Source organism: Catellatospora tritici (assembly GCF_019083965.1).
GTDB lineage: Bacteria > Actinomycetota > Actinomycetes > Mycobacteriales > Micromonosporaceae > Catellatospora > Catellatospora tritici.
Genome location: NZ_JAHRCY010000005.1, coordinates 74,287 through 95,931 on the forward strand (window position 1 = coordinate 74,287; position 21,645 = coordinate 95,931).

At 72.3% G+C, this 21,645-nt stretch carries 17 protein-coding genes; 5 read left to right on the forward strand and 12 right to left on the reverse strand.

Features of this window, described 5'->3' with window-relative positions:
• Window positions 1-4: 4 nt before the first annotated feature.
• Window positions 5-1,225, reverse strand: coding sequence for a serine hydrolase domain-containing protein (locus KUA19_RS12615; protein ID WP_217396148.1), 1,221 nt, complete (start codon window positions 1,223-1,225; stop codon window positions 5-7).
• Between the two features lie 225 nt (window positions 1,226-1,450).
• Between KUA19_RS12615 and KUA19_RS12620 the strand changes: the two genes are divergently transcribed.
• On the forward strand, window positions 1,451-2,002 hold the full coding sequence (locus KUA19_RS12620) for a hypothetical protein (RefSeq protein WP_217396149.1): 552 nt from the start codon (window positions 1,451-1,453) through the stop codon (window positions 2,000-2,002).
• Between the two features lie 91 nt (window positions 2,003-2,093).
• On the opposite strand, the gene KUA19_RS12625 is transcribed toward KUA19_RS12620, so the two are convergent.
• The 7 genes from KUA19_RS12625 to KUA19_RS12655 all read right to left on the reverse strand — a co-directional run bounded on the left by KUA19_RS12625 (window position 2,094) and on the right by KUA19_RS12655 (window position 11,966).
• Complete coding sequence (locus KUA19_RS12625; RefSeq protein ID WP_217396150.1) at window positions 2,094-2,846, reverse strand: LamG domain-containing protein; 753 nt, start codon at window positions 2,844-2,846, stop codon at window positions 2,094-2,096.
• Window positions 2,846-4,240, reverse strand: a complete 1,395-nt coding sequence (locus KUA19_RS12630; protein WP_217396151.1) for a protein kinase domain-containing protein — start codon at window positions 4,238-4,240, stop codon at window positions 2,846-2,848. The genes KUA19_RS12625 and KUA19_RS12630 overlap by 1 nt, the downstream gene beginning before the upstream one ends.
• 60 nt (window positions 4,241-4,300) lie before the next feature.
• Window positions 4,301-4,576 (reverse strand): pyrophosphorylase, encoded by a 276-nt coding sequence (locus tag KUA19_RS12635; RefSeq protein ID WP_217396152.1) that lies wholly within the window; start codon window positions 4,574-4,576, stop codon window positions 4,301-4,303.
• A 35-nt stretch (window positions 4,577-4,611) separates the two neighbouring features.
• The gene (locus KUA19_RS12640) at window positions 4,612-6,249 is read right to left on the reverse strand and encodes a hypothetical protein (RefSeq protein ID WP_217396153.1); all 1,638 of its coding nucleotides are present in this window, start codon (window positions 6,247-6,249) and stop codon (window positions 4,612-4,614) included.
• A 10-nt stretch (window positions 6,250-6,259) separates the two neighbouring features.
• On the reverse strand, window positions 6,260-6,562 hold the full coding sequence (locus tag KUA19_RS12645; protein ID WP_217396154.1) for a hypothetical protein: 303 nt from the start codon (window positions 6,560-6,562) through the stop codon (window positions 6,260-6,262).
• A 112-nt stretch (window positions 6,563-6,674) separates the two neighbouring features.
• On the reverse strand, window positions 6,675-10,877 hold the full coding sequence (locus KUA19_RS12650) for a type VII secretion EssC family protein (RefSeq protein ID WP_217396155.1): 4,203 nt from the start codon (window positions 10,875-10,877) through the stop codon (window positions 6,675-6,677).
• A 258-nt stretch (window positions 10,878-11,135) separates the two neighbouring features.
• The gene (locus KUA19_RS12655) at window positions 11,136-11,966 is read right to left on the reverse strand and encodes an aldo/keto reductase (protein ID WP_217396156.1); all 831 of its coding nucleotides are present in this window, start codon (window positions 11,964-11,966) and stop codon (window positions 11,136-11,138) included.
• Window positions 11,967-12,040: 74 nt separating this feature from the next.
• Here KUA19_RS12655 and KUA19_RS44520 point away from each other — a divergent pair, with 74 nt between their 5' ends.
• Genes KUA19_RS44520 through KUA19_RS12665 form a run of 3 tightly spaced genes read left to right on the forward strand, consistent with a single transcriptional unit; the run spans window position 12,041 to window position 13,960 of the window.
• Window positions 12,041-12,904: a CPBP family intramembrane glutamic endopeptidase gene (locus KUA19_RS44520; RefSeq protein ID WP_217396157.1), complete on the forward strand. Its 864-nt coding sequence runs from the start codon at window positions 12,041-12,043 to the stop codon at window positions 12,902-12,904.
• Window positions 12,846-13,190: an LLM class flavin-dependent oxidoreductase gene (locus KUA19_RS44960; protein WP_372451789.1), complete on the forward strand. Its 345-nt coding sequence runs from the start codon at window positions 12,846-12,848 to the stop codon at window positions 13,188-13,190. Before KUA19_RS44520 ends, KUA19_RS44960 begins: the two co-directional genes overlap by 59 nt.
• Window positions 13,130-13,960, forward strand: coding sequence for an LLM class flavin-dependent oxidoreductase (locus KUA19_RS12665; RefSeq protein ID WP_308167419.1), 831 nt, complete (start codon window positions 13,130-13,132; stop codon window positions 13,958-13,960). The genes KUA19_RS44960 and KUA19_RS12665 overlap by 61 nt, the downstream gene beginning before the upstream one ends.
• Window positions 13,961-14,016: 56 nt before the next feature.
• Here KUA19_RS12665 and KUA19_RS12670 read toward each other — a convergent pair whose 3' ends face one another.
• Complete coding sequence (locus KUA19_RS12670; RefSeq protein WP_217396158.1) at window positions 14,017-17,154, reverse strand: AfsR/SARP family transcriptional regulator; 3,138 nt, start codon at window positions 17,152-17,154, stop codon at window positions 14,017-14,019.
• A gap of 340 nt (window positions 17,155-17,494) precedes the next feature.
• Here KUA19_RS12670 and KUA19_RS12675 point away from each other — a divergent pair, with 340 nt between their 5' ends.
• The gene (locus tag KUA19_RS12675) at window positions 17,495-19,285 is read left to right on the forward strand and encodes a bifunctional metallophosphatase/5'-nucleotidase (RefSeq protein ID WP_217396159.1); all 1,791 of its coding nucleotides are present in this window, start codon (window positions 17,495-17,497) and stop codon (window positions 19,283-19,285) included.
• A gap of 72 nt (window positions 19,286-19,357) precedes the next feature.
• Here the strand turns inward: KUA19_RS12675 and KUA19_RS12680 are convergent, their stop codons facing one another.
• The 3 genes from KUA19_RS12680 to KUA19_RS12690 all read right to left on the reverse strand — a co-directional run bounded on the left by KUA19_RS12680 (window position 19,358) and on the right by KUA19_RS12690 (window position 21,154).
• Window positions 19,358-19,810 carry a DUF3291 domain-containing protein gene (locus KUA19_RS12680; protein WP_217396160.1) on the reverse strand — a complete coding sequence of 151 codons (453 nt, stop codon included), beginning with the start codon at window positions 19,808-19,810 and terminating at the stop codon, window positions 19,358-19,360.
• Window positions 19,811-19,842: 32 nt separating this feature from the next.
• The gene (locus KUA19_RS12685; protein WP_217396161.1) at window positions 19,843-20,469 is read right to left on the reverse strand and encodes a helix-turn-helix transcriptional regulator; all 627 of its coding nucleotides are present in this window, start codon (window positions 20,467-20,469) and stop codon (window positions 19,843-19,845) included.
• A gap of 148 nt (window positions 20,470-20,617) precedes the next feature.
• Window positions 20,618-21,154, reverse strand: coding sequence for a GNAT family N-acetyltransferase (locus tag KUA19_RS12690; RefSeq protein ID WP_217396162.1), 537 nt, complete (start codon window positions 21,152-21,154; stop codon window positions 20,618-20,620).
• Window positions 21,155-21,645 lie beyond the last annotated feature (491 nt).

Sequence of the window (21,645 nt, forward strand, 5' to 3'; positions counted from 1 at the left end):
TCGTTCACCGCGTCGACGAGGGCGACGGGACCAGTGACTCGCCGTACAGCGCCTTGATGATGGCCTCAGCGATCACGTTGGCGGGCTGTTTGCCGTTCGGCCCGGCGAAGAGGGACGTCAGCACGATGACCGTGTTCTTGCTGGCCGGGTCGTGCGCCATGAAGGAGTTGTACCCCGGGATCTGGCCGTCGTGGCCATACAGCGGCCCGAACTTCACGATCGCCAGGCCATACCCGACGTCGGCATGGTCCGGGGTCGGGATGGGCTTGATGCTGTCCATCCTGGTCTTCTGCATGGCCGGGTCGAGCAGCCCGCCGCCCACCAGCGCCGTGACGTACCGGGTCAGGTCGGCGGCCGTGGAGATCACGCCACCGGCGGCCCACGTCCACGACGGGCTGCTGTCGGTGACGTCCCGGGGCAGCAGGTCGCCCTTGGCGGCGGCCGCCTGCTCGGCCGGGGGCAGCGCGGGGTCGTTGAGCGTGCTCACGTTCGTGCCGAACATGTAGCCCTGCGGGTGGGGCGCCGGGATGCTCGCGTCGGCGGCCGGGGGCAGCAGCGTCTGGCCCAGGCCGAGCGGGCCGAAGATCCGCTGCTGGTACGCGTCCTGCAGGGTGCCGCCGGTGAGCTGCTCGATGATGAGCCCGGCCAGGATCAGGTTGGTGTTGGAGTAGTGGAACCCGGCACCCGGGGCGAAGTAGGGCGGCTTGGCGAACGCGATGGACAGCAGCTCCTCGGGCTGCCAGACGTAGCCGGGGTCGTTGTCGATGCGGGCGTTGAACTGCTCGTCCTCGGAGTAGTTGTAGAGGCCGCTGCGCATCTCCAGCAGCTGGGCAATCGTGATGTTGTCGCCGTTGGGCACCTGCGGCTGGTACTTCGACACCGGATCGTCCAGACCGATCTTGCCCTCCTGCGCCAGCTGGAGCAGCACCGTGCCGGTCATGGTCTTGGTGTTCGAGCCGATGCGGAAGCGGTCGTCGACGGTCACGGGTGCGTTCCCGACGACCGCCTGACGGCCGAAGGTCTGGGTCCAGTCGCCCTGTTCCGGCGACGTGATCATCACGACCGCGCCGGGCACGCTCATGTTGTCCATGATCGCCTGGATCTGGGCCTCCAGCCCGGCGGCGTAGGCCGGTGGCGTCGCCTCGGGCGCTGTCCGCGCCCACTGCCCGACCGACATCTGGCCACAGGCGCTCGCGGCGGCCACGAGCACGAGCGATAGAACCATGCCGCCTACCCGCAACCGTCGCATCCCACGCCCCCCGTGCCGACCCGGCTGACCGTGGCCGGTGGGCCCGGTGCCCTCTTACGGAGTACACCAGACGGCAGGGCACCGAGCGGGGATTCCTCGGAATGCGGCCGCCGGGGACCCGCGAATCGTCTCGCCGCGGCGATGTCGTGGCTCGCCGGTATGGTGCGGCCACCACTCACCTCGACGGGGAGAAAGTCGATCATGGGAGCATCGGCCTGGCACGCTCATGTGCCCTACCAGGACGACCTCGACGCCGCACTGCGGCAGGCTCGCTGGAACGCCTATCACGCGCGGGCGTTCTATCGGGTGGCGCCGAACGAGACGGCGCTGTCCATGACCGAGGACGAATTCGTGGCCTGGTCGGTGGAGTCGCAACGGGAGGCCCTGCTGGAGGCCTTCGGCCCGGACGACTGGGAACCGGACGACTCCGACGCGCGTACGGAGTGGCGTGCCGCCCACGTGGTCGTGGACGGGCCCGACTCGCTGCTGGAGGCGCAGCCCTATGCGGGCACCCACTCGGTGATCGACATGACCGACGTCGCGGCCGAGCCGGAGTTCGGTGCGGTGGCGCCCGTGCCCGATGAGCTGCTCGACCAGGTCTTCGGCACGCGACGGCCGACCCCTGCCGCGGTACGCCAGGCAGTGGCCGAACACGCCGTCAACGGATTCGGACGCTGGTACGGCGCGTACATCATCGCGTACGAGGAGGCGACCCCGGCGGAGATCTCTTTCTTCGGCTGGAGCGGTGACTGAGCCGCGATGTTGGGAAGGGCGCCTTCTTCCACGCAAAGCGATAAGAAGGTGCCCTTCCTTACCCGGTCCGCGGAGGGCGGGTTCGGCGGTGCTATGACGCGCGGGTCGCCGCGTCGCGCAGCGTGATGACCTCCTCCGGCTTGAGCGCCCGGCCCCACACGCGTACGTCGGTGACCTGGCCCTGCGCGAGGTCACTGGACTTGCCGTCCCACTTGCCACGGCCGATCGTCAGCGGGCCGCCCGCCTGCCACGGCTTGCCGATCGTCGCCGCGTGCCCGGGTACGCCGTTGACGTAGACCAGCAGCCTGCGGGTGCTCGCGTCGTAGGTGCCGACCAGGTGGGTCCACTGGGTGGTCACCGGCTCGTCGGAGACCGAGGCGGCGTTGCGGGTCGGGTTCATCATGTCGGCCTGCATCCAGTTGCACACCCACTTGCGATGGAACCAGCTGTACTGCAGGTAGAAGCCGCTGGCGTAGGCGCCGTCCTGGGCCACGAACGTCATGGCGTACCCGTCCGGCGCCTTGGCCAGTCGCACCCACGCCGCCACCGACCAACTGCCCGCCGTACGGATCATCGGGCCGCTGGTCTGGCAGAACTCGCCCGCGCCGCGGAGCGTCATCACCTCGCCGTGCACCGGGTCGTCGGCCCAGCCCACGCCACGCGGGCAGTCGGCGGCGGCGATCCCGACGTCGTCGACCAGGAACTTCACCGACGTGACGGTCTCCGGCCCGGCCTGCGGCGCCGGTGCCGGATCGGGCTGGCGCGGCCACACCAGCACCGCCACCGCCGACACGGCCAGCAGCGCGGCCGCGCCCGAACCGAGCAGGGTCGTGACTCGGGGCATCAGCGCACCTCCGGCGTGGGGGCGGCCTCGGCGTACGGGCCGCGCATCTCGGCTTGACGGACACACGCCGGACGCGACCACACCACCGGCGCGGGTGCCTGCTCGCCCAGCACCGCCCCGACGCGCAGGCAGTAGCCGGTGTTCGGGTCGAGGCCGCCGACCAGCAACTGTGTCGCGCCGGGCGGCACCGGCTCGGTGCGGGTGCGCATCCCGGTCCCGGTCGGCAGCACCTGCACCACCATCGGGCCGCCGGACACCGGCGCCGGGCTCCACCGCACGCGCACCGACCCCTGCTCCTCCTGCGCCGACACCATGCCGGGTCGGGCCTGCTCCGGGGCGGTGTCCACCGGGGTGACCGTCGTGGAGCCGGGACCACCGGCCCGTGGCTCGGGGGCGGTGCCCGACCGCACCGCGACGGCGGACGCCAGCAGCACCGCCGCGCCCGCGACGGCGCCGATGAGCACGTACCGGCGGCGGGGCGCGACCACCGAGGACGCGGGTGCGACCAGCACCCGGTCGGGCCGGAACTGGGTCGCCTCCGGCGAGGCGGGCGCGGCCGGCGCCGGGGCCGGGCCGGCGGCGGTCAGCAGCGCCCGCAGCGCGGCGGCCAGCGTGGTGCCGTCGGGGTGGCGGGCGGCGGGATCCTTGGCCATCGCCCTGGCCAGCACATCGGCCAGGCCTGGCAGCTGCGGGCAGTCCAAGCGCGGCACCGGATCGTGCACGGTCCGCCACAGCACCGCCGCGACCGACTCGTCACCCTCGCCGCTGTACGGCGCCCGCCCGCTCACCAGCTGGTACAGCGTCGAGCCGAGGGCGTACACGTCGGCGGCGGGGCCGGGGCGGCCGCCGTCGATGGTCTCCGGGGCCACGTGGTGCGGGGAGAAGACGTCGAGCATGGTGCCCGAGGTGTGGCCGTCCAGCAGCCAGGCGACGCCGAAGTCGGCCAGCACCGGCTCGCCGTACCGGGAGAGCAGGATGTTGCCCGGCTTGACGTCGCGGTGCACCACCCCGGCCTCGTGCGCGGCGGCCAGCGCCCCGGCGATCTTCACGCCGATGCGGGCGGCCTCGGCGGCTGGCAGCGGCCCGTCGGCGCGCACCCGGTCGTGCAGCGAGCCGTGCTCGTACAGTTCGGTCGCCAGGTATGGCCGCCCGGCGCGGGTGGTGCCGGCGTCCAGGACGGTCACGATGTTGGGATGACCACTGAGCTGGGCGGTCAGTCGCGCCTCGCGCAGGAGGCGGCGGTGCAGCGACTCGTCCGAGCCGACCATCAGCACCTTCACCGCGACGTCGCGGTCGAAGCTGACCTGGCGGGCGCGGTAGACCACGCTGAAGCCACCGTGACCGATCCGTACCAGGTCACGGTAGCCGTCGATGAGCTCGGGACCGTCGTCCATCGCCGTGTCTCCCAGAGCGGGCGGGCGGTGCCGGAGTGCGGCACCGCCCGGTCGGTCGGCTCACGCGCCGCCGGCGCGCGAGATGTTGGTCAGGATCTTCTGGACGGACTGCTGCAGCTCGGTCAGCGCTTCCTTCCACTTGGTCAGGTCGCCCTCGGCCTTGTCCCACACGCCCCGGTACTGCACGGCGAGCGGGCCGTCCCAGTTGTTGGGGTCCTTGAGCGCGCGGCCGGTGGTCTGCAGCTGGCTGATGAGCGTGGGCATCTGGTTGTTGATGATGCCGAGCAGGCGCTGCGCGTCCGCGTGCGCCTGATCGGTCACCTTGACTGTTGCCATCTGTTCCTCCTCGGTTCGGTGCCCCAGCCGGACGGCTAGGCGAGCATGTTGTTGTCGAGGGTGTCGACGACGGTGAACAGCGTTCCGCCGTCGATGTGGTACTTCTGCGCCCACTGCAGCAGGCCGCGGCGCTTCTTGAACCAGTCGTCGTACTTGTCCTTGTCCTCGGGCGGCTGGTTGTCGATGAACGCCTCGAACATCTTCTTGAAGTCGGGGTCCTTCTCCAGCTGCGCCCAGGTCACCTTGCCGTCCTGTCCGGGCAGCTTGATCCGGCCCTGCTCGGCCAGGGCGTGGATGATGCCGGACAGCGCGATCGTCCGCGGGAACTTGTGCGGGTCGATGTCGTCGCCGGGTTTGACCTCGAGGAGGTCGAGCAGCTTGCCCTGCCAGTCGGGCAGCAGCCCCATCAGCTGGTCGACGGAGAGCTCGGTGAGTTTGCCGCCGGGCAGCAGTCCGGTGAGCTTCTCGGTCGCCAGGTCGACCGTGATGCTGAGGAAGAGTTGCGGGAAGAACTGGTTGCGCTTGGTGACGTCCTCGTAGTGGCTGTCGACCCAGTCGCCGAACTTCTTCAACCCGTCCATCGCGATCGCGTACTTGTTGACCCAGTCCTGCAGTTCGACGATGTTGTCGCTCGCGGGCGGCATCGGTCCGAGCAGCTTCGGCACGTTGGTGCGCAGGATGTCCTGCAGCAGCGGCTTGATCTGCTCGAACTCCTTCTCGTCGACGTTGCCCGGCAGGTTCTCGGCGAGCAGGTCCAGCAGGCGCTGGACCTCGGCCGGATCCTTGGTGTCGGCCAGGACCGTCTGCAGGACCTCCAGCGGGTACGAGTGCGAGCCGGGCACCGGCGCGCCCGCGTACAGGTTCATCAGCTTCTTCCAGCCGTCGGTGCCGATCGCGTTGAGGAAGTACTTCGCGGCGGCCGGGTCGGCGGCGAGGTACTTCAGCAGCGCGTTGCGGGAGTCGGCGGGGATGTACTGGTGCTCGGGGCTGATCTCGTAGCCCCCGGAGATGTGGCTGATCGCCTCGACGATCTTCGCGGCCGCCTCGGGCGTGATCAGGTTCTTGGCGAACGCGTACGCCAGCAGCTTGCCGTTGGCCGGGTCGCGCAGCAGCCGCGCGATGTCGTTGGGGTCCAGATTGTTGAACACCGCCGCGAGGTAGTACGGGTCGTTGCCGTGCAACCCGAGCTGCTCGGACACCCACTTGATCACCGCCGGGTCGTTGGCGCCCGCCTTCGCCTTGGCGGCCAGGTCCGCGCCCGAGTCGTTGGTCAGGTTCGCGGCGAGGTTGCCCAGGGCGTCGTCGTCGGCATGGAACACCACCGGCCACTTCTGGCCCTGCGGCAGCGGGCCCTGCAGCGGCGGCCCCTGCTCGCCCGCGATCTGGAACCCCCGGCCGATGAGCTTCACCCACGCGTCCAGGCGTGCCGCGTCGTTGGCCGTCGCGAGCAGCCTGGCGTCGACCGAGCCGGTCGTGCAGACGCCGCCCAGGCGTGCCCTGAGCGGCCCCAGGTCGATGTTCTGCCCGTCGTCGCGCGGCACGTTGCGGCTGAAGAAGGTCAGGATCGCCGGGCGCAGCTGCCCCAGGACGAGGTCGCGCAGGCCCTCGTCGGCCGGGACGCACCTGTTGGCGTACGCGAGCAGGTTCTCCGGGATCGCGGAACTGGTTCCCATCGTCGCGGCCTCAGCGGTGCCGCAGGTTGGCGTCGTGGGCCTGCTGGGTGGTGCGGTCCAGCACCCGCAGCACGTCGCGCAGGTCCTCCTCCAGCGCCATCAGCGCCTTCTGCTGACGGTTGAAGTCGCTGTCGAAATCGCGGCGGTACTTGCCCTGCCAGCTCAGGCCCGGCTGGTCGCCGAGCTGGCGGCGTCGCTCGCCGCGCCGCTGCTCGATGACCTGATGGGTCCGGTCCACGGCCGCGACCAGCGCCGCGCGGAGCTGATCGGCGGAGGCGTAGTCATAGTTGACCCGCTCGTACGGCTCGACCATCGCGATCCTCCCCAGGCGCCTCGACTGTCCGATGCCGAGACTCGCAGTCGGCCATGGGCCCGGTCGACCGGCGGCGGATGTAAATCGACATCCGCCGACGGCGGTAGGCGGCCTACAACCCCGGTGGTAGGGCGAGCTGGATCCCGTCCACCGTCCCGTTGGCCACGAGGTACCCGCGGCCGGGCAGCGGCGCCATCCGGTCGTGCCGGGGCAGGGCCACCCCGAGCAGGTCACCGTCGAGGTCGTGGTCGGGCACCAGCAGCACGCCGGTACGGCAGTCGCGTACGCGCTGGATCCAGCCGCCGTACGCCCGCCGCATGCCCTCGGCCCGCCCCGCCGCGACCAGGTGCCGCCCGGGGCCGCCGCTGGCCAGCCAGGTGTCCAGCATGTCGCCGACCTGGTCGGTGACCGCCTCGGCGTCGTCGACCAGCAGCAGCGTCGGCCGGTCGGTGGCCGACAGCACCGAGCGCAGCGAGTCGTGGTCGGCGCAGGAGCGCACGCGCGGGTCCACCTCGCGCAGCGGCGAGCGGCGCGGTGTGAACGCCACCACCGCGGGGGCCGGATCGGCGGCCAGCGCCGCCAGCGCGATCGTGCACAGCGCGGTGCTGCGACCCGACCGCGACGGGCCGGTGACGACCGCGTGCTCCTGCTCGTACAGGCTGAGGCCGGTGGCCGACAGCGACTCGGCGCCGACGCCGATCGGCAGCGACCACGGCTCCGCGCCCAGCTCCGCCCTGACCCCGAGCTCGGACAGCCGGACCTGCGGCGGCAGCGCCCCGACCGACAGCGCGCTGCGCCGCGCCCCGGGGTACGCGGCGCCGACTGCGGCCACCGCTTCGGCCAGCTCGCCACCCGGACAGGCCAGCTGCACCACCTGCCGGGTCGCGGCGACCACGGCCCGGCCCGGCGTGAACGCGGGCACCGCCACCCGGGGCACGTCGAAGACGCCGTACTCGTTCGGGTCGGCCAGGCGCAGCAGCAGTTTCTGCTGGGTGGACGCGGCCCACGGGCCGGGCACGGCCCCGGAGCGGTCCGAGGTCGCGGCGAGGTGCACCCCGACGGCCGGACCGTCGGCGTACACCCGCGACAGCTCCTCGGCCAGCGCCATCCCGGCCACGTCCCGGTTGTAGTCGGCCAGCAGCGCGCCCACGTTGTCGATCAGCACCAGCCACGGCGTCTGCGGCGCACCGGCCTTGCGGGCGTCCAGTTCCCGGCGCAGCAGCCGGATCAGCCGCGACTGCCGCTCCCGGTCGGCCGCCCCGATGTAGGCGCCCGTGTGCGGCAGCCGCTCCAGCGGCGCCAGCTCACCGGCGCCCAGGTCCAGTACGTACAGGTGCTGGCGGTCCGGCGGGGCGGCCGTGGCGGCGGCCAGGGCCAGCGTCGCCAGGGCGGTCGTGGTTCCGGCGCCGACCGCCCCGTACACCAGCAGGTTCCCGGCGTCGAGGTCCCAGCCGACCGGGTACTGCGCCTGCCGGTCCGGATCGTCGGCCAGCGCGATCGCGGGCCGCCCGGACAGATCGGTCTGCAGGCCCCGGTGCACCGGGCCCAGCTCGTCGAGGGTGACGACGGCGGGCAGCGGATCCGGCCACGGCCTGCGCGCCGGGGCGATCGCCGCCGCCTGGCACGCCGCCTGGGCCGCACCCACGATCCGCAGCAGATCGTGCTCGCCGTCGGTGTCGGCGGCCTCCGCACGCGCCGCCGGGACCAGCCCGAACGGCACCACCGCCACCGCCGAGGAGGCCGAGTCGGTCGGAGTCACCCCCGTCGACAGCGCCGTCTGCACCGGCAGCATCTCCCGGGCGCTGAGCCGGTAGTAGGCCCGGCCCCACTGGCGGCTGCCGATGCCCGCCGCCACCGGGCTGTCGATCACGTCGAGGGAGTCGCCGGTGCTCTCCAGCCGCAGCGCGATCCGCAGCTTCACGTTGTTCTTGATCGCGTCACTGACCGAACCCGCCGGACGTTGCGTCGCCATGATCAGGTGCATGCCCAGGCTGCGACCCCGCTGCGCGATGCTCACCAGCGAGTCCACGAAGTCCGGCAGCGACTTGACCAGCGTCGCGAACTCGTCGATCACCACCACCAGCCGCGGCATCGGCTCCAGCTCCGGCCGCTGCGTACGCCGCAGCCGCTGGTAGTCGCGCACGTGGCTGACCCCGGCGTCGCGCAGCGCGTGCTCGCGATACTTCAGCTCCGCCTCCATGCACCGCAGCGCCCGCTCGCCCAACTGCTCGTCCAGGTCGGTCACCAGGCCCACCACGTGCGGCAGCCGGGCGCACTCGTCCAGCGCCCCGCCGCCCTTGTAGTCGACCAGCACGAACGTCAGATGCTGCGGATCGGTCTCCACCGCCATCGCCGCGATCATCGTGCGCAGCAGTTCGCTCTTGCCCGACCCGGTGGTGCCCGCGATCAGGCCGTGCGGGCCGTCGTCGTCCAGGTCGATGCCGAACAGCTCCCGCTCGCTGACCCCCAGCACCGCCCGCACCCGCAGCGCGTCGGCGTTGGCGCCCCAGCGGGCCGCCAACGCACCCCCGCTGACCTCGGGCAGACCGAGCAGCGGCAGCAGGTTGATCCGGTCGGGCAGGCCCGCGCCGTCGGTGGGCAGCTCCGGGTCGTCGAACCGGGCCAGGGCGCGCGCGGTACGGCGGGCGTACCGCTCGGCCATGCCCTGCAGCAGGATCCCGGTGACCTCCGCACCGGTGGTGACCTGCGACAGACGTCCGGTACGGTCCCCGCCCACCGTCAGCACCGAGGTGCACAGCGCGGGCAGCCGGTCGGTGAGCACGATCGCCCCGCACGGCACCGCGCCCGTGGCCAGCAGCTCGCGCAGCGGACACGGCCGCCCTTCCAGTAGCGCGGCCCCGTCGACCACCACGAGCAGCACCTGTCGTCGCTGCCGCTCCTCGGGTGCCCCGGCCGCCAGCAACGCGCGGGCCAGCGACGACGACTGCTCGTCGCCGACCGCCACCAGCCGCGCCGTGCCCGCTCGCGGCTGGGTGCCGTGCGGGATCCACTTCGTCCAGTCCCAGTCGGCGGCGCGGTCGGTGTCGGTGAACACCGCCACCGTCACGTCGGCGGGGCCGCTGGTCACCACGGCCTGGCACAGCAGCGACCGGGCCACGGCCAGCGCCGCCGACCGGTCGCCCTGCAACCCGACCACGGCTCCGGCGGCGGCCGACACCAGCACCGGCACCTGCGGCAACACCTCCGGCATGCCCAGTTCCCGCACGGCGGCCGGGTCGGGTTCCTGGCCGCCCTCGGCCACCAGCACCGGTTGCCACTGCTGGTCGGCGACGCCGACGCTGAGCTGGAGGAAGTCGGGGGAGTCGGGACGGCGCTCCCACAGCCGTACGCCCGGACTCTGGGCGAGGGCCAGCAGCTCAGCCGGGTCAGGGCCGTACGCGCGCCGGGCCCGGATCTCGGCGACCCGCAGCGCGGCCAGCCGCGTACGTGCCGCCTCCAGCGCCTTGGCGTGGTCGCGGCGACCGCGACGCAGGCTGATCCGGCCACGGGTGCGCTGCTCGACGAACTCGCCGATGAACATCATCGGGCTCAGCAGCGCGAACAGCGCGTACCGCCAGTCGCCCAGCACCATCACCATGACCACGGCCATGACCAGCGGACCGAAGAACAGCGCCAGGTTGAACGGGGTGCGGTGCGGCGACGGCGGCGCCCCCGGCACCCGCACCGCCTCGGCCGTCGCGGCCACGGCCGGTCGGGGCGGCCGGTTGAACGGCATCGTGCCGCCGGGACGGGCCTCGCGCACCGGGTTGACGTGCTGGACCCGTTCCAGGCGGGTCGACGGCAGCACCCGGACCAGCACCTGCCCGGCCAGGCAGATCACGTCGTCGGCGCCGACGGTCACCGGCCCCGTGATCCGTTCCCCGTCGACGTCGGTGCCGTTGAGCGAGGACAGGTCGCTGACCTGGACCCGGCCGTCGAGGGCCACGTCCAGGGCGCAGTGCACGCGGGACACGTCCGGGGCGGCCAGGCGGATCCCGGCCTCGGGGGCGCGGCCGAGGGTCGTCCGCCCCGTGTGCAGCGGCACCGACCGGCCCGCCTCCAGGCCGCCGACCACGCGCAGCACCGCCAGCGGCGGCGGCGCCACGGTCGGCTCCGCCCCGGCCGCGCTCACCTGCGAACCGGACACCAGCCCGGACTCGACCAGCGCCGTCTCGGCCCGGCTGACCTTGCCGTCGACCAGCAGGTCACCGCCCAGGCCCAGCGCCGCCGCCAGATCGGCCACCGTCGCGTCCGGACGGCCCAGCCGCAGCTCCAGCTCATGTTCAGTCTCGGCCAGGCGAAAGACGAATCGCATCGCCGCACCACCTCCCCGGCCACATGGTGGCAGCGGCCGGGCCGCGAGCGCGTGCAACCGCGGCGGGCCGTCGCGGTCCATCCTCCGGAGTAGACACTCAACCGAGAGGTGTAGGGCAGCCCGCTCTCCGTTGCCCAAGATCGGTGCGGTCTCCGGGAAAGTGCCGGAATTCCGCCCAGGATTCGTGCACTTTCCCCGAGACCGCACGATCGAGCGGGCTCTGGCCGCCGACGGCGCCGGTCGGGTGCGGAGGCGTCGTCAGTGCCCGAACGCGTCGGAGTCGGCGGCGGCCTGCTCGCCCCGGTCGAGCCCGGAGATGAGCGCCATCTCGGCGTCGGTCAGCGCGAAGTCGAACACGGCGAGGTTCTCGCGCATCCGCTGCGGGTGGGCCGACTTCGGCACGGTGCTCAGGCCCAGCTGCAGGTGCCAGCGCAGCACCACCTGGGCCGGGGTGCGCCCGTGCGCCTTGGCCGCGTCCACGATCACGGGCTCCTCCAGCAGCTCCGTGCCCCGTCCGAGCGGGCTCCACGTCTGCGTGACGACGGCGTGCTCGACGTGGAACTCCCGCGCCTGCGCACGCGTCGTGTACGGGCTGAGCTGGATCTGGTTGACATCGGGCAGTTCGCCCGTCTCGTCCAGCAGCCGCCGCAGGTGCGCGGGCTTGAAGTTGGACACCCCGACCGCCCGCAGCCGACCCTCGGCCAGCAGGTCCAGCATGCCCCGCCAGGCGTCCACATAGCGGTCCTGCTCCGGGTTGGGCCAATGGATCAGGAGCAGGTCGACGTAGTCCAGGCCCAGTCGCCGCGCCGAGCCGTCGAACGCCTCGCGGACCAGGTCGCGCCCGTGCCACTGCGCGTTGAACTTCGTCGTGACGAACAGCTGCTCGCGAGGCAGCCCGCAGTCGCGGACACCCTGGCCGACACCGCGCTCGTTGCCGTAGTTCTCGGCCGTGTCGAACAGCCGGTACCCCGCCTCGACCGCCGCCACCACACTGCGCGCGGCCTGCGCGTCGTCCATGGGCCAGGTGCCCAGTCCAAGGCGGGGCATCACGGCCCCGCGCGCCAGCCGCACCGTCGTCGCGTCACTCATGCCCACCATCCTCGCGTACGGACTGGCCGAACAGGCGTTGTGGCCGCAGCGCGGCGCCGGGAAGATCATCCCCCGTGCGCGTTCTCGCTGAAGTCCTGACCCACATCCTGCTCGGCCTGGTCGCCAGCGCTGCGGCGGTCAACGCGGTCCGGTCGGTCCGTCGCCGCGGACTGCTGGTGCAGCGGTTGACCGCCGATCCGTCCCTGCGGCCGAAGGTGTACCGCCGCATGATCGTCCTGTCCTGGGCGACCGCGGCGCTGGTGCCCCTCGCGGTGCTCGTGAGCCCTGACCTCACCGCGCCCGACGCGGGCTGGACGATGCCCGGCGGCGACGGCCTCGACTACGCACTGGCGGCCCTCATGATGCTGGCACTGCTGTCGGGCACGCTCGGGCTGCGTCGTCGGCTGCGCCGGGGAAACGGAGCACCGGTGCCTGCCGGGATGACCGTGCTCCTGCCGCGCGATCGGCACGAGCGGCTGTTGGCGGCGCTGGTGGCGGTTTCGGCGGGGGTCACCGAGGAGGTGGTGTTCCGGGGGCTGCTCATCGGCGCGGTCGCCGAGCAGTATCAGCTGCCCGTCGCCCTGACCGCGTCGGCCAGCGCCGTGCTGTTCCTGGCCGGGCATGCCTACCAGGGCCGCCGTGGCCTGTTCGGCGTCGCCTACCTCACGGTGCTGTTCACCGCCCTCTACCTGGCCTCGGGCAGCATCCTGCTGGGGATCGCCGTGCACGTCTGCCACGACCTGGCCGTGTTCCTCCTGGTCCCCGCACAGGTCAGCCCGAAGCCCCGGGTGGAGGCGCCGGCAGTGGCGCAGGCGTCGGCCGAGGCGGTGCCGCAGGCGTCGGCCGAGGCGGTGCCGCAGGCGTCGGGGCCGAGCGCGGATGAGCAGCTGGAGCCGCCGGCTGTTCCGGCGCTGCGGGCGTCGGCGCCCGGCATGTGATCTTCGTCGGGTCGGGAAGCGATCCGGGCCGGGCAGGGTTCACCATCCTCGTGACCTCTGTACCGCTGTCCGTGCTCGACCTTGCCCCGTCGCCGAGGGCGCCTCCCACACCGAGGCGCTGGCGCACACCACCCGGCTCGCCCAGCGCACCGAGCAGCTGGGCTACCGGCGGTTCTGGGTCGCCGAGCACCACAACATGCCCGGCATCGCCAGCTCCGCCCGGCCGTGCTGCTGGCCCACCTCGCGGCGAACACCAGTTCGATCCGGCTGGGCTCGGGCGGGGTGATGCTGCCCAACCACGCCCCGCTGGTGGTCGCCGAGCAGTTCGGCACCCTGGTGGCGCTGCACCCCGACCGTATCGACCTGGGCCTGGGCCGGGCCCCGGGCACCGACCAGGTCACCGCGCTGGCGCTGCGCCGCAGCATGGAGGCGCTGTCGGCCGACGACTTCCCGCAGGAGCTGGCCCGGCTCATCGACTACTTCGGCACCGGCACCGGGACGCCCCGGGTCACGGCCGTGCCGGGTCGCGGCGACGCCCCGGCGATCTGGCTGCTGGGTTCGAGCGACTTCAGCGCCCGCCTGGCCGGGCGGCTCGGACTGCCGTTCTCGTTCGCGCACCACTTCAGCGCCGCCAACACCGACGTGGCCCTGGCCGTCTACCGGGACGCGTTCCGGCCGTCGCGCTGGCTGGAGCAGCCGTACGCGATGGTGGCGGTCAGCGCCGTGTGCGCACCGACGGACGCGGAGGCGCAATGGCTGGCCGGTCCGGCCGGGCTGTCGTTCCTGCTGCTGCGGCAGGGACGCCCGGGGCGGATGCCGAGCCCGCAGGAGGCGGCGGAGTACCCGTACACGCCGATGGAGCGAGAGTTCGTGCTGGCCCGGCGCGACGGGCAGGCACTCGGCTCGCCGGAGACGGTGACCTCCCAGCTGTCGGCGCTGCTGGCCCGCACCGGGGCCGACGAGCTGATGCTCACCACGCTCGTGTACGACGTCGCCGCCCGCGTCCGGTCCTTCGAACTGATCGCCGAGCAGGTCGCCCCGCACCTGGTCCGCTGACGGCCGCTTCGCGCGGAACGGGCAGCCCGGTCGAGCGATCGGGGCTGCCCGTTCGGTCAGGAAGCCGCGGCCAGCACTCGCGCGGCCCGTTCCGCGCCTGGCGTGTGCTCGAGCGCATCCTGCTCGGCCAGCGCCCTGCGGGCCTGCTGCGCGGCCGCCGCGCGGTCGCCCGCGGCGAGCAGGATCTCGGCGAGGACCGTGCGGGCCTGCCCGGCCAGCAGCTCGTACTCACAGGCCAGCGCGGTGTCCAGCGCCTGGCGGGCGGTGGCGGCGGCCTCGTCGAGGCGGCCCTGGCGCCGTAGCAGATCGGCGTACAGAGTCTGCGTCTCCACCTCGGAGTGGCGCATCCCGATCTGCGCGTTGGTGCGCAGCGCCGCCTCGATCATCGCCTCGGCCCGGTCCAGGCGCTGCTGCTCCAGCAGCACCCTGGCCAGCATGTACTCCCCGTGCGCCTTGACCTGGGGATGGGTCGCCTCGACGAGGGCCCGCTCGGCCCGCTCGGCGTCGGCGAGGGCGGCGTCGAGCTGCCCCTGGGCCAGGCCGACCGCCGCGCGGGTGATCCGCGCCGACGCCTCGACGACCGGGTTGTCGGCGTCGGCGATCTGCGCCATCGCCTGCGCCACCAGGTCGGCCGCGCGGGGTGTGTCGCCCAGCAGCAGGCAGACCTCGGCCAGGTTGAACAGCCCGACCGCCAGCTCGACGCCCGGACCGAGCTGCTTGTTGGCGTCCTCGAAACGCTGGGCCGCCTCGGGCAGGTGCCCGCGTAGTAGGGCCAGCAGCGACAGCCGTCCGCTGGCCACGGCCACGCTGTGCTCGGCGCCCAGCGTCTGGGCGATCTCCAGCGCTTCGCGGCTGTACTGCGCGGACTGTCCGAGGTTGCCGGCGGTGAGGTGCGCGGTGCCCAGCAGGCTGGCGGTGGTCAGCCGCCCGAGCGGCCAGTCCAGTTTCTCGACGATGGCCCTGGCTCGCTCGCCGGCGGCGATAGCCTCGGCGTGGCGGTCCATCATGTACATGGCGTTGGTCTGGCCGAGGTGCATCGCCACCTGGGCGCGCAGGTCGCCGGTGTGCTCGGCCGCCTCCAGCGCGGCCGACCCGGCCTGGACCAGGTCGATCGGCGCCCGGTAGGCCAGGTAGGGGCGCAGCGCGTCGGCCAGCACGCTGGCCTGCGGCAGCCGCAGCACGGCCGCCCGGACGATCAGGCTGACCAGGGCGGCCCGCTCGGTGTCGAGCCAGGCCGCCGCCTCCGGCCGGCTCGCGTACACCACGGTCACCGGCGGGGCCTCGCGCATGCGGGCCATGTTCGGGTCCAGCACCCGGGCGGCGGCGTCGGCCTGCTCCAGATACCAGTCGGTGAGCCTGGTGAACGCCCCGAGGGTGGCCGTCTCGCCGTCGACCTGCTCGCACAGTGACTCGGCGTACTCGCGCAGGAGGTCGTGCATGGTGAAGCGTCCCGGAACGGTCTCGGTGACCAGGTGGGCGTCGGCGAGGTGGCGCAGCCCTCGCTCCGCCTGCTCCGCGTCGACTCCGGCGAGCGCGGCCGCGGCCGCGCTCGGGAAGTCCAGTCCTGGCACCAGCCCCAGCCGCCGGAACAGCTCCTGATCGGCCGGGCTCAGGGCGCGGTAGGAGTGCTCGAACACCATCCGTACGGCGGTCTGCGGGTCGTCGTGGATGGCCAGGCCGCCGAGCCGGTCGCTGTCGGACAGCTCGGCCACCAGCCCGGCGACGTCGGCGCGGGGGTCGGCGGTGAGCCGGGCCGCGGCGATGCGCAGCGCCAGCGGCAGGTATCCGCACAGCCGTGCGAGCGCGTCCAGCCCTGCCGCGTCGGTGCCCACCCGGTCCGGCCCGATGATCTCGGCGAGCAGGCGCACCGACTCCGCGGCGCTGAGCACGTCGAGGTGCAGCAGCGCCGCACCCTCCTGCGCGACCAGCCCCGCCAGCGCATCGCGGCTGGTCACGATTACAGTGGTGGTGTCGTCACCGGGCAGCAGCGGCCGTACCTGGGCGGCGTTGTGGGCGTTGTCCAGCACGATCAGCATGCGCTTACCGGCCAGCAGCGACCGGTACAGCCCGGCCGCGCTCTCGACGTCGAGGGGGATCCGATCGGGCGCCACGCCCAGCGCGCCGAGCAGGACGGCCAGCGCGTCGGCGGCCCGCAGCGGTGCCGCGGTGTCGAACCCGCGCAGGTTGACGAAGAGCTGGCCGTCGGGGAAGCGCGCGGCGTGCTGGTGTGCCCAGTGCAGGGCCAGCGCGGTCTTGCCCACGCCGCCGATGCCCGCGATGCCGCTGATCACCACGGTCTGCCGGCCGTCCCGTCCCGCCTCGACCCCGTCGGTGAGCCGGGCCAGCTCGGCGGCGCGGCCGACGAAGTCGGGGATGCGGCGCGGCAGGGTGCGCGGCGCGGGCGGGCCGCTCACCGCGACGGCCGCCGGCGCGGGCAACTCCAGCCCCGGATCGTCGTTGAGGATCCGCAGGTGCAGCTCGTGCAGATCGCGGCCCGGCTCCACACCCAGCTCGGCGACGAGCAGTTCGCGGGTGCGGCGGAACGTGGCCAGCGCCTCCGCGGGCTGGGCGTTGCGGTACAGCGCCAGCATGTGCAGCGCGATCAGCCGCTCGCGCAGCGGGTGTGCCTGCGCCAGCTCGGCCAGCTCGCCGACCGCCCGGCGGTGGCGGCCGAGGCTCAGGTCGGCTTCCAGGCACGCCTCCCACGCCTGTAGCCGCAGCTCGGCGAGCCCGGCGCCCAGCCGGTCGCGCAGCCTGTCGGAGATGTCGCCGGCCAGCAGCGGCCCGCGCCACCATGCCAGCGCCTCGCGCAGGGTCGCCGCCCGGTCGGCCGGGTCAGGGTCGGCCAGCGCCTGCTCGGTGCGGGCGCGGAAGATGTGCGCGTCGACAGCCTCGGGCCGAACCTGGGCCTGGTACCCGTCGCCGCGCGCCAGCAGTTGCACCCCGAAGCGGCCGTCGCGGTCCGGGTCGAGCGCGGACCGCAGCCGCGACATGTAGATCTGCAGGATCGAACGCCCGGTCGCCGGGGGTTCGGCGTCCCAGATGAGGTCCACCAGCCGGTCGGCCGGCACCACGCTGCCCGCCTCCAGCAGGAGGATGCCGAGCAGGCACCGCTCCGCCCGCCGTCGGCCCAGATCGAGGGACCTGCCCTCGTGGCGTGCCTCGAGGGGGCCCAGCAACAGGAAGTCGACCATGGAGCGCACCGTAGCCGACCGCTGCCGAGCGCCTGCCACCGGTGTTAAGCCGGTGGTAAGGGCGGCACCGCAAGCTCTGTGGCACAGGCACGGACTGCCGCCACGGGGGTGGGCAGCACGGCGCCTCCACTCGAGGCCCGGCCGGGGTAAGCCCCTGGCCGGGCCCGTGCACGTGCGCGGCATGGCCGCTGATCGCCGAGCCGGCGGCCCGCACCTTCCCGCTGAAAGTTGGACATGCGGCTATGCGTCCATGCCGATCGGATGGCGAGCTGATCACCCGTTTGACTAGGGTGCGTGGTGGCGCCCCACCGGGCGCGACCCCCTCGGAAAGGCACTAGAGATGACCCCACCCTCCGGCATGCCGTCCCGGCGGCAGCTGCTCACCGGCGCGGCCGCGGCCGCCGTCGTGGGCCCGCTGGCCGTCGCCGCTCCGGCGCAGGCAGGCGGGCAGCCCCAGACCTACGATCTGACGGTCCTGGGCACCTCCGACACCCACGGCAACGTCTTCAACTGGGACTACTACCGCGACAAGGAGTACGACGACAGCGCGCACAACGACGTCGGCGTCGCGAAGGTCGCCACCCTGGTCAACCAGATCCGCGCCGAGCGCCGGGGCAAGGCCACGCTGGTCCTCGACGCCGGCGACACCATTCAGGGCACCCCGCTGGCGACGTTCTACGCCAAGCAGCAGCCGATCACCTCGACCGGTGAGCGGCACCCGATGGCGCGGGCGATGAACGTCATCGACTACGACGCCGTGACGCTGGGTAACCACGAGTTCAACTACGGCCTGCCGCTGCTCGACCTGTGGATCAAGCAGCTGGGCTTCCCGGCGCTGGCCGCCAACGCGGTCCAGGCCCGCAGCGGCCAGCCCGCGTTCACGCCGTACGTCATCAAGAAGGTATCGCTCGGTCCGGACGCGCCGTCGCTGCGGGTCGGCATCCTCGGCCTGACCAACCCGGGCGTGGCGATCTGGGACCGGGCCAACGTCGAGGGTGTGCTGCGCTTCGAGGACATGATCGCCACCGCGGCCAAGTACGTCCCGATCATGCGCGACCGCGGCGCCGACATCATCCTGATCTCCGCGCACGGCGGTGACAGCGGCGTGTCCAGCTACGGCACCGAGCTGCCCAACGAGAACCCGACCGCGCTCATCGCGCAGCAGGTGCCGGGCATCGACGCGATCCTGTTCGGCCACGCGCACAGCGAGATCGTGGAGAAGTTCGTCACCAACACGCAGACCGGCGAGCAGGTGCTGACCTCCGAGCCGTCCAAGTGGGGCCAGCGGGTCACCCGGATGGACTTCACGCTCAGCCGCGAGCGCGGCCGCTGGAAGGTCGTCAGCAAGCACGCGACGATGCTCAACACCAACACCGTGGTCGAGGACCCGGCGGTCGTCGCGGCGGTGCGGGCCCAGCACGACACGACGGTGGCCTACATCAACCAGGTGGTCGCCACCTCGGTCGTCGAGCTGTCGGCGGCGGAGTCCCGCTACCGCGACACGCCGATCCTGGACTTCATCAACAACGTGCAGGCCGAGACCGTGGCCGCCGCGCTGGCCTCGACCTCGTACGCGGGCCTGCCGGTGCTGTCGATCTCGGCGCCGTTCAGCCGCACCGCGCTCTTCCCGGCGGGCGACGTCAAGATCAAGGACGTCGCGGGGCTGTACATCTACGACAACACCCTCGAAGCGGTGGTGCTGACCGGCGCCGAGGTGCGTGCCTACCTGGAGTACTCGGCGAAGTACTTCCGCACGTTCGCCCCGGGGGAGACGGTCGACCCGGCCGTGATCAGCGACCCGGCGGTGCCGGACTACAACTACGACACGCTGTCCGGCGTCGACTACGACATCGACATCAGCAAGCCGGTGGGGCAGCGGATCGTGGCGCTGTACCACGGCGGCACGACCACGCCGGTGGCCGACGCCGACCAGTTCGTGGTCGCGGTGAACAACTACCGGCGCAGTGGCGGCGGCGGCTTCCCCGGCATCGTCAAGCCGCAGGTCTACAACGCCCAGCAGGAGATCCGCCAGCTGCTCATCGACTGGGCACAGGCCAAGGGCGTCATCGACCCGGCCGACTTCTTCCAGCCGAACTGGCGCCTGGTCCGCGCGGGCGTTCCGGTCTTCTGATCTGCGCCGCTTCCTGAAGCCGTTCCGCCCGACTCCGGGCGGGACGGCTTCTTCCTTCGGTCGCGTGGCAGGTCAGGCGACCGCCGCCGATGCCTCGTGGAAGTCCTTGAACGTGAACGCCTCCGGACCCGCGCCCTGCTCGCGCAGCCGGCTCAGCCGCACCATGCCCTCGTCGGCCGTCGGCAGATGCTGCTCGGGAATCCACCACATCACGCTGCTGACCTCCAGCGACCGCTGGAACCACTCGCGGCGCCGCTGCAGCACCGCCAGGTGCCGGGTCCGGTAGACGTAGTTCCACAGGTCGTCGCGGGTGCGCCAGACCGACATGTTGAGCAGCAGGTCGTCGCCGAAATCATGGATGTAGGTCGCGGTCGGGTCGGTCTCGGACGCCTTGAGGCGCCACACGAAGCCGGATGCCTCGTCGGCGAGGGCGTTGACCGGTTCGAGCAGGGCGATGAACTCGGCGATTTCCGGGGCGTCGACGGGCGCGATGAGGTGCCCGACGTTCAGCTGCGCGAGATGCATACCCACAGCAGATCACCGGCAGTGATTCTATGTCAACAATTTTTGTTTTTAGAGAAGGAGACGCAGCATTCGTCGGGGCGGGGATCCAATTCGGCCGTCGCGTCCGCACCGGCCAGGCCCTGGCACAGGGCCAGGTTCATCGCACACACCAGCAGCGGCTGATCCCGCGCGACCTGGTGGAACGGGCAGTTGCGCAGCCGCACCCGGTCACCGTCGGCATAGGGCTCGTAGCCCCGGTCCCGCAGCGTCTGGTGCCACGCGCCGGGCTGGTGCAGCCGCCGCCCGGCGGCACCGGCCGCCGCGATGGCCCGGTCGTCGGCGTCGAGGTCGTGCACGACCTCGGCCAGCAGGCCCGCCAACTGCTCGTAGTCGCGCTCGGGCAGGGTGACCTTGCGCGCGGTACGGGCGCGGCGGTAGACCTTCGCCGGGCGGCCGCCGCCCGGACCCGGCTTGGCGTCGGTCAGTCGCATGAAGTCGATCTCCAGCAGCCCGGCCTCGGCGAGCTTGTCCAGGTGGAAGGCGGCCAGCGTACGGGAGATGCCAGCCGCCTGCCCTGCCTCCTCGCGCCCGACCGGGCGCCCCTGGGCCGCGACAAATTCATACAGCGCCCGGCGGACCGGGTCGTGGAGTGCGGCCACCGCGTCGAGATCGTCGTTCACCCTGGAAGTGTGCCCGTCGCGCCCGTCGTGGTGGCGCGGGGTCGGCCGACACGTTCGGCTTGCCGGGAGCACGGTCCCTGTCCGCTCGCCGTGAGATCACGGCTGCCGCCTGTCGGCGGCCGGAAACGCACCCCTGGCGACCTTGGGCTCAGGCGGACGGCGTGACCGGGGACCGCAGGCCGAGCCACTGCTCGGCATCCCAGGCATGGAACCGCTCCACCTCGGTGAAGCCCAGCTTCACCGCCAGCCGCATCGAGCTGACGTTGGCGGTCTGGGTGGCGAGCACCACCGGCTCGCCGGGCAGGGCGCTGTCGAACCAGTCGAGTGCCGCCGCGCACGCCTCGGCGGCGTACCCGAATCCCCACGCCCGCGGCAGGAACAGGTAACCGAGGTCGGCCTTGCCCACGGCGGCCGGGCGGTGCTTCGTCGCTCTCCTGAGCAGGATCAGGCCGATCATCGCCCCGTCGAGCTCAACGACGAAACTCCCGGGCGCCCGCTCGGGCACCTCGGGCAGCTCGCGCTCAAGCTCGGGTCGCGGTCGAGGGCCGCCGAGGTAGGTGTGGACCTCGGGCGAGGCCAGCAGCTCGATGAACACCGCACGGTCCCGGGCCTCGGACTCGCGAAGCACGAGCCGCTCGGTCCTGATCGGCTCGGGCGGCCAGGCGACGACGCCCAAGGCTGACATGCGCGCAGCCTAACAGCCGAGCGACGCAGGCGAGGGTGCGTCGTTTCCCGTTGACCGACCGGCAGCGTCGCTCAACAAGAAAAGTACCTTTCGAATGGATGGCGACATCTGCCCGTGTGACGCTCGCGAGACCCGATGAGAACACTGCGGACGGCGGCTGGGGCGGGAATTTCAGGCAAGGCGGAGGCGTGTGTTTCGGCCTGTCGGAACAGGCCTCTTCGGCAACGTTTCCAGGATGGGTCGGACGGTTTTTCCCATGGGCATCACACCTGCGGTCCGGCCGGTCATCGGGGACGGTGTACCGAAGCCGAATATGTGACGTGAAGGGGATGAGTGACGACTGTACGAAGTGGAGTGGCACCACGATTATTGGTTGCAGAAGATGATGATCATGATGATTCAGAGGATGGAGGCGATGGTCGCGTTCTGCGAGACGGTCCGGAACATGATGCACGGCGACTTCCGGACTTTCTCGGCGGCCTGAAAACGCC

What these genes read in the sequence shown, in the direction of transcription:
- KUA19_RS12615 (WP_217396148.1), bottom strand. Translation starts at nt 1,225, where the DNA reads ATGGTTCTATCGCTCGTGCTCGTGGCCGCCGCGAGCGCCTGTGGCCAG.
- KUA19_RS12620 (WP_217396149.1), top strand. Translation starts at nt 1,451, where the DNA reads ATGGGAGCATCGGCCTGGCACGCTCATGTGCCCTACCAGGACGACCTC.
- KUA19_RS12625 (WP_217396150.1), bottom strand. Translation starts at nt 2,846, where the DNA reads ATGCCCCGAGTCACGACCCTGCTCGGTTCGGGCGCGGCCGCGCTGCTG.
- KUA19_RS12630 (WP_217396151.1), bottom strand. Translation starts at nt 4,240, where the DNA reads ATGGACGACGGTCCCGAGCTCATCGACGGCTACCGTGACCTGGTACGG.
- KUA19_RS12635 (WP_217396152.1), bottom strand. Translation starts at nt 4,576, where the DNA reads ATGGCAACAGTCAAGGTGACCGATCAGGCGCACGCGGACGCGCAGCGC.
- KUA19_RS12640 (WP_217396153.1), bottom strand. Translation starts at nt 6,249, where the DNA reads ATGGGAACCAGTTCCGCGATCCCGGAGAACCTGCTCGCGTACGCCAAC.
- KUA19_RS12645 (WP_217396154.1), bottom strand. Translation starts at nt 6,562, where the DNA reads ATGGTCGAGCCGTACGAGCGGGTCAACTATGACTACGCCTCCGCCGAT.
- KUA19_RS12650 (WP_217396155.1), bottom strand. Translation starts at nt 10,877, where the DNA reads ATGCGATTCGTCTTTCGCCTGGCCGAGACTGAACATGAGCTGGAGCTG.
- KUA19_RS12655 (WP_217396156.1), bottom strand. Translation starts at nt 11,966, where the DNA reads ATGAGTGACGCGACGACGGTGCGGCTGGCGCGCGGGGCCGTGATGCCC.
- KUA19_RS44960 (WP_372451789.1), top strand. Translation starts at nt 12,846, where the DNA reads ATGAGCAGCTGGAGCCGCCGGCTGTTCCGGCGCTGCGGGCGTCGGCGC.
- KUA19_RS12670 (WP_217396158.1), bottom strand. Translation starts at nt 17,154, where the DNA reads ATGGTCGACTTCCTGTTGCTGGGCCCCCTCGAGGCACGCCACGAGGGC.
- KUA19_RS12675 (WP_217396159.1), top strand. Translation starts at nt 17,495, where the DNA reads ATGACCCCACCCTCCGGCATGCCGTCCCGGCGGCAGCTGCTCACCGGC.
- KUA19_RS12680 (WP_217396160.1), bottom strand. Translation starts at nt 19,810, where the DNA reads ATGCATCTCGCGCAGCTGAACGTCGGGCACCTCATCGCGCCCGTCGAC.
- KUA19_RS12690 (WP_217396162.1), bottom strand. Translation starts at nt 21,154, where the DNA reads ATGTCAGCCTTGGGCGTCGTCGCCTGGCCGCCCGAGCCGATCAGGACC.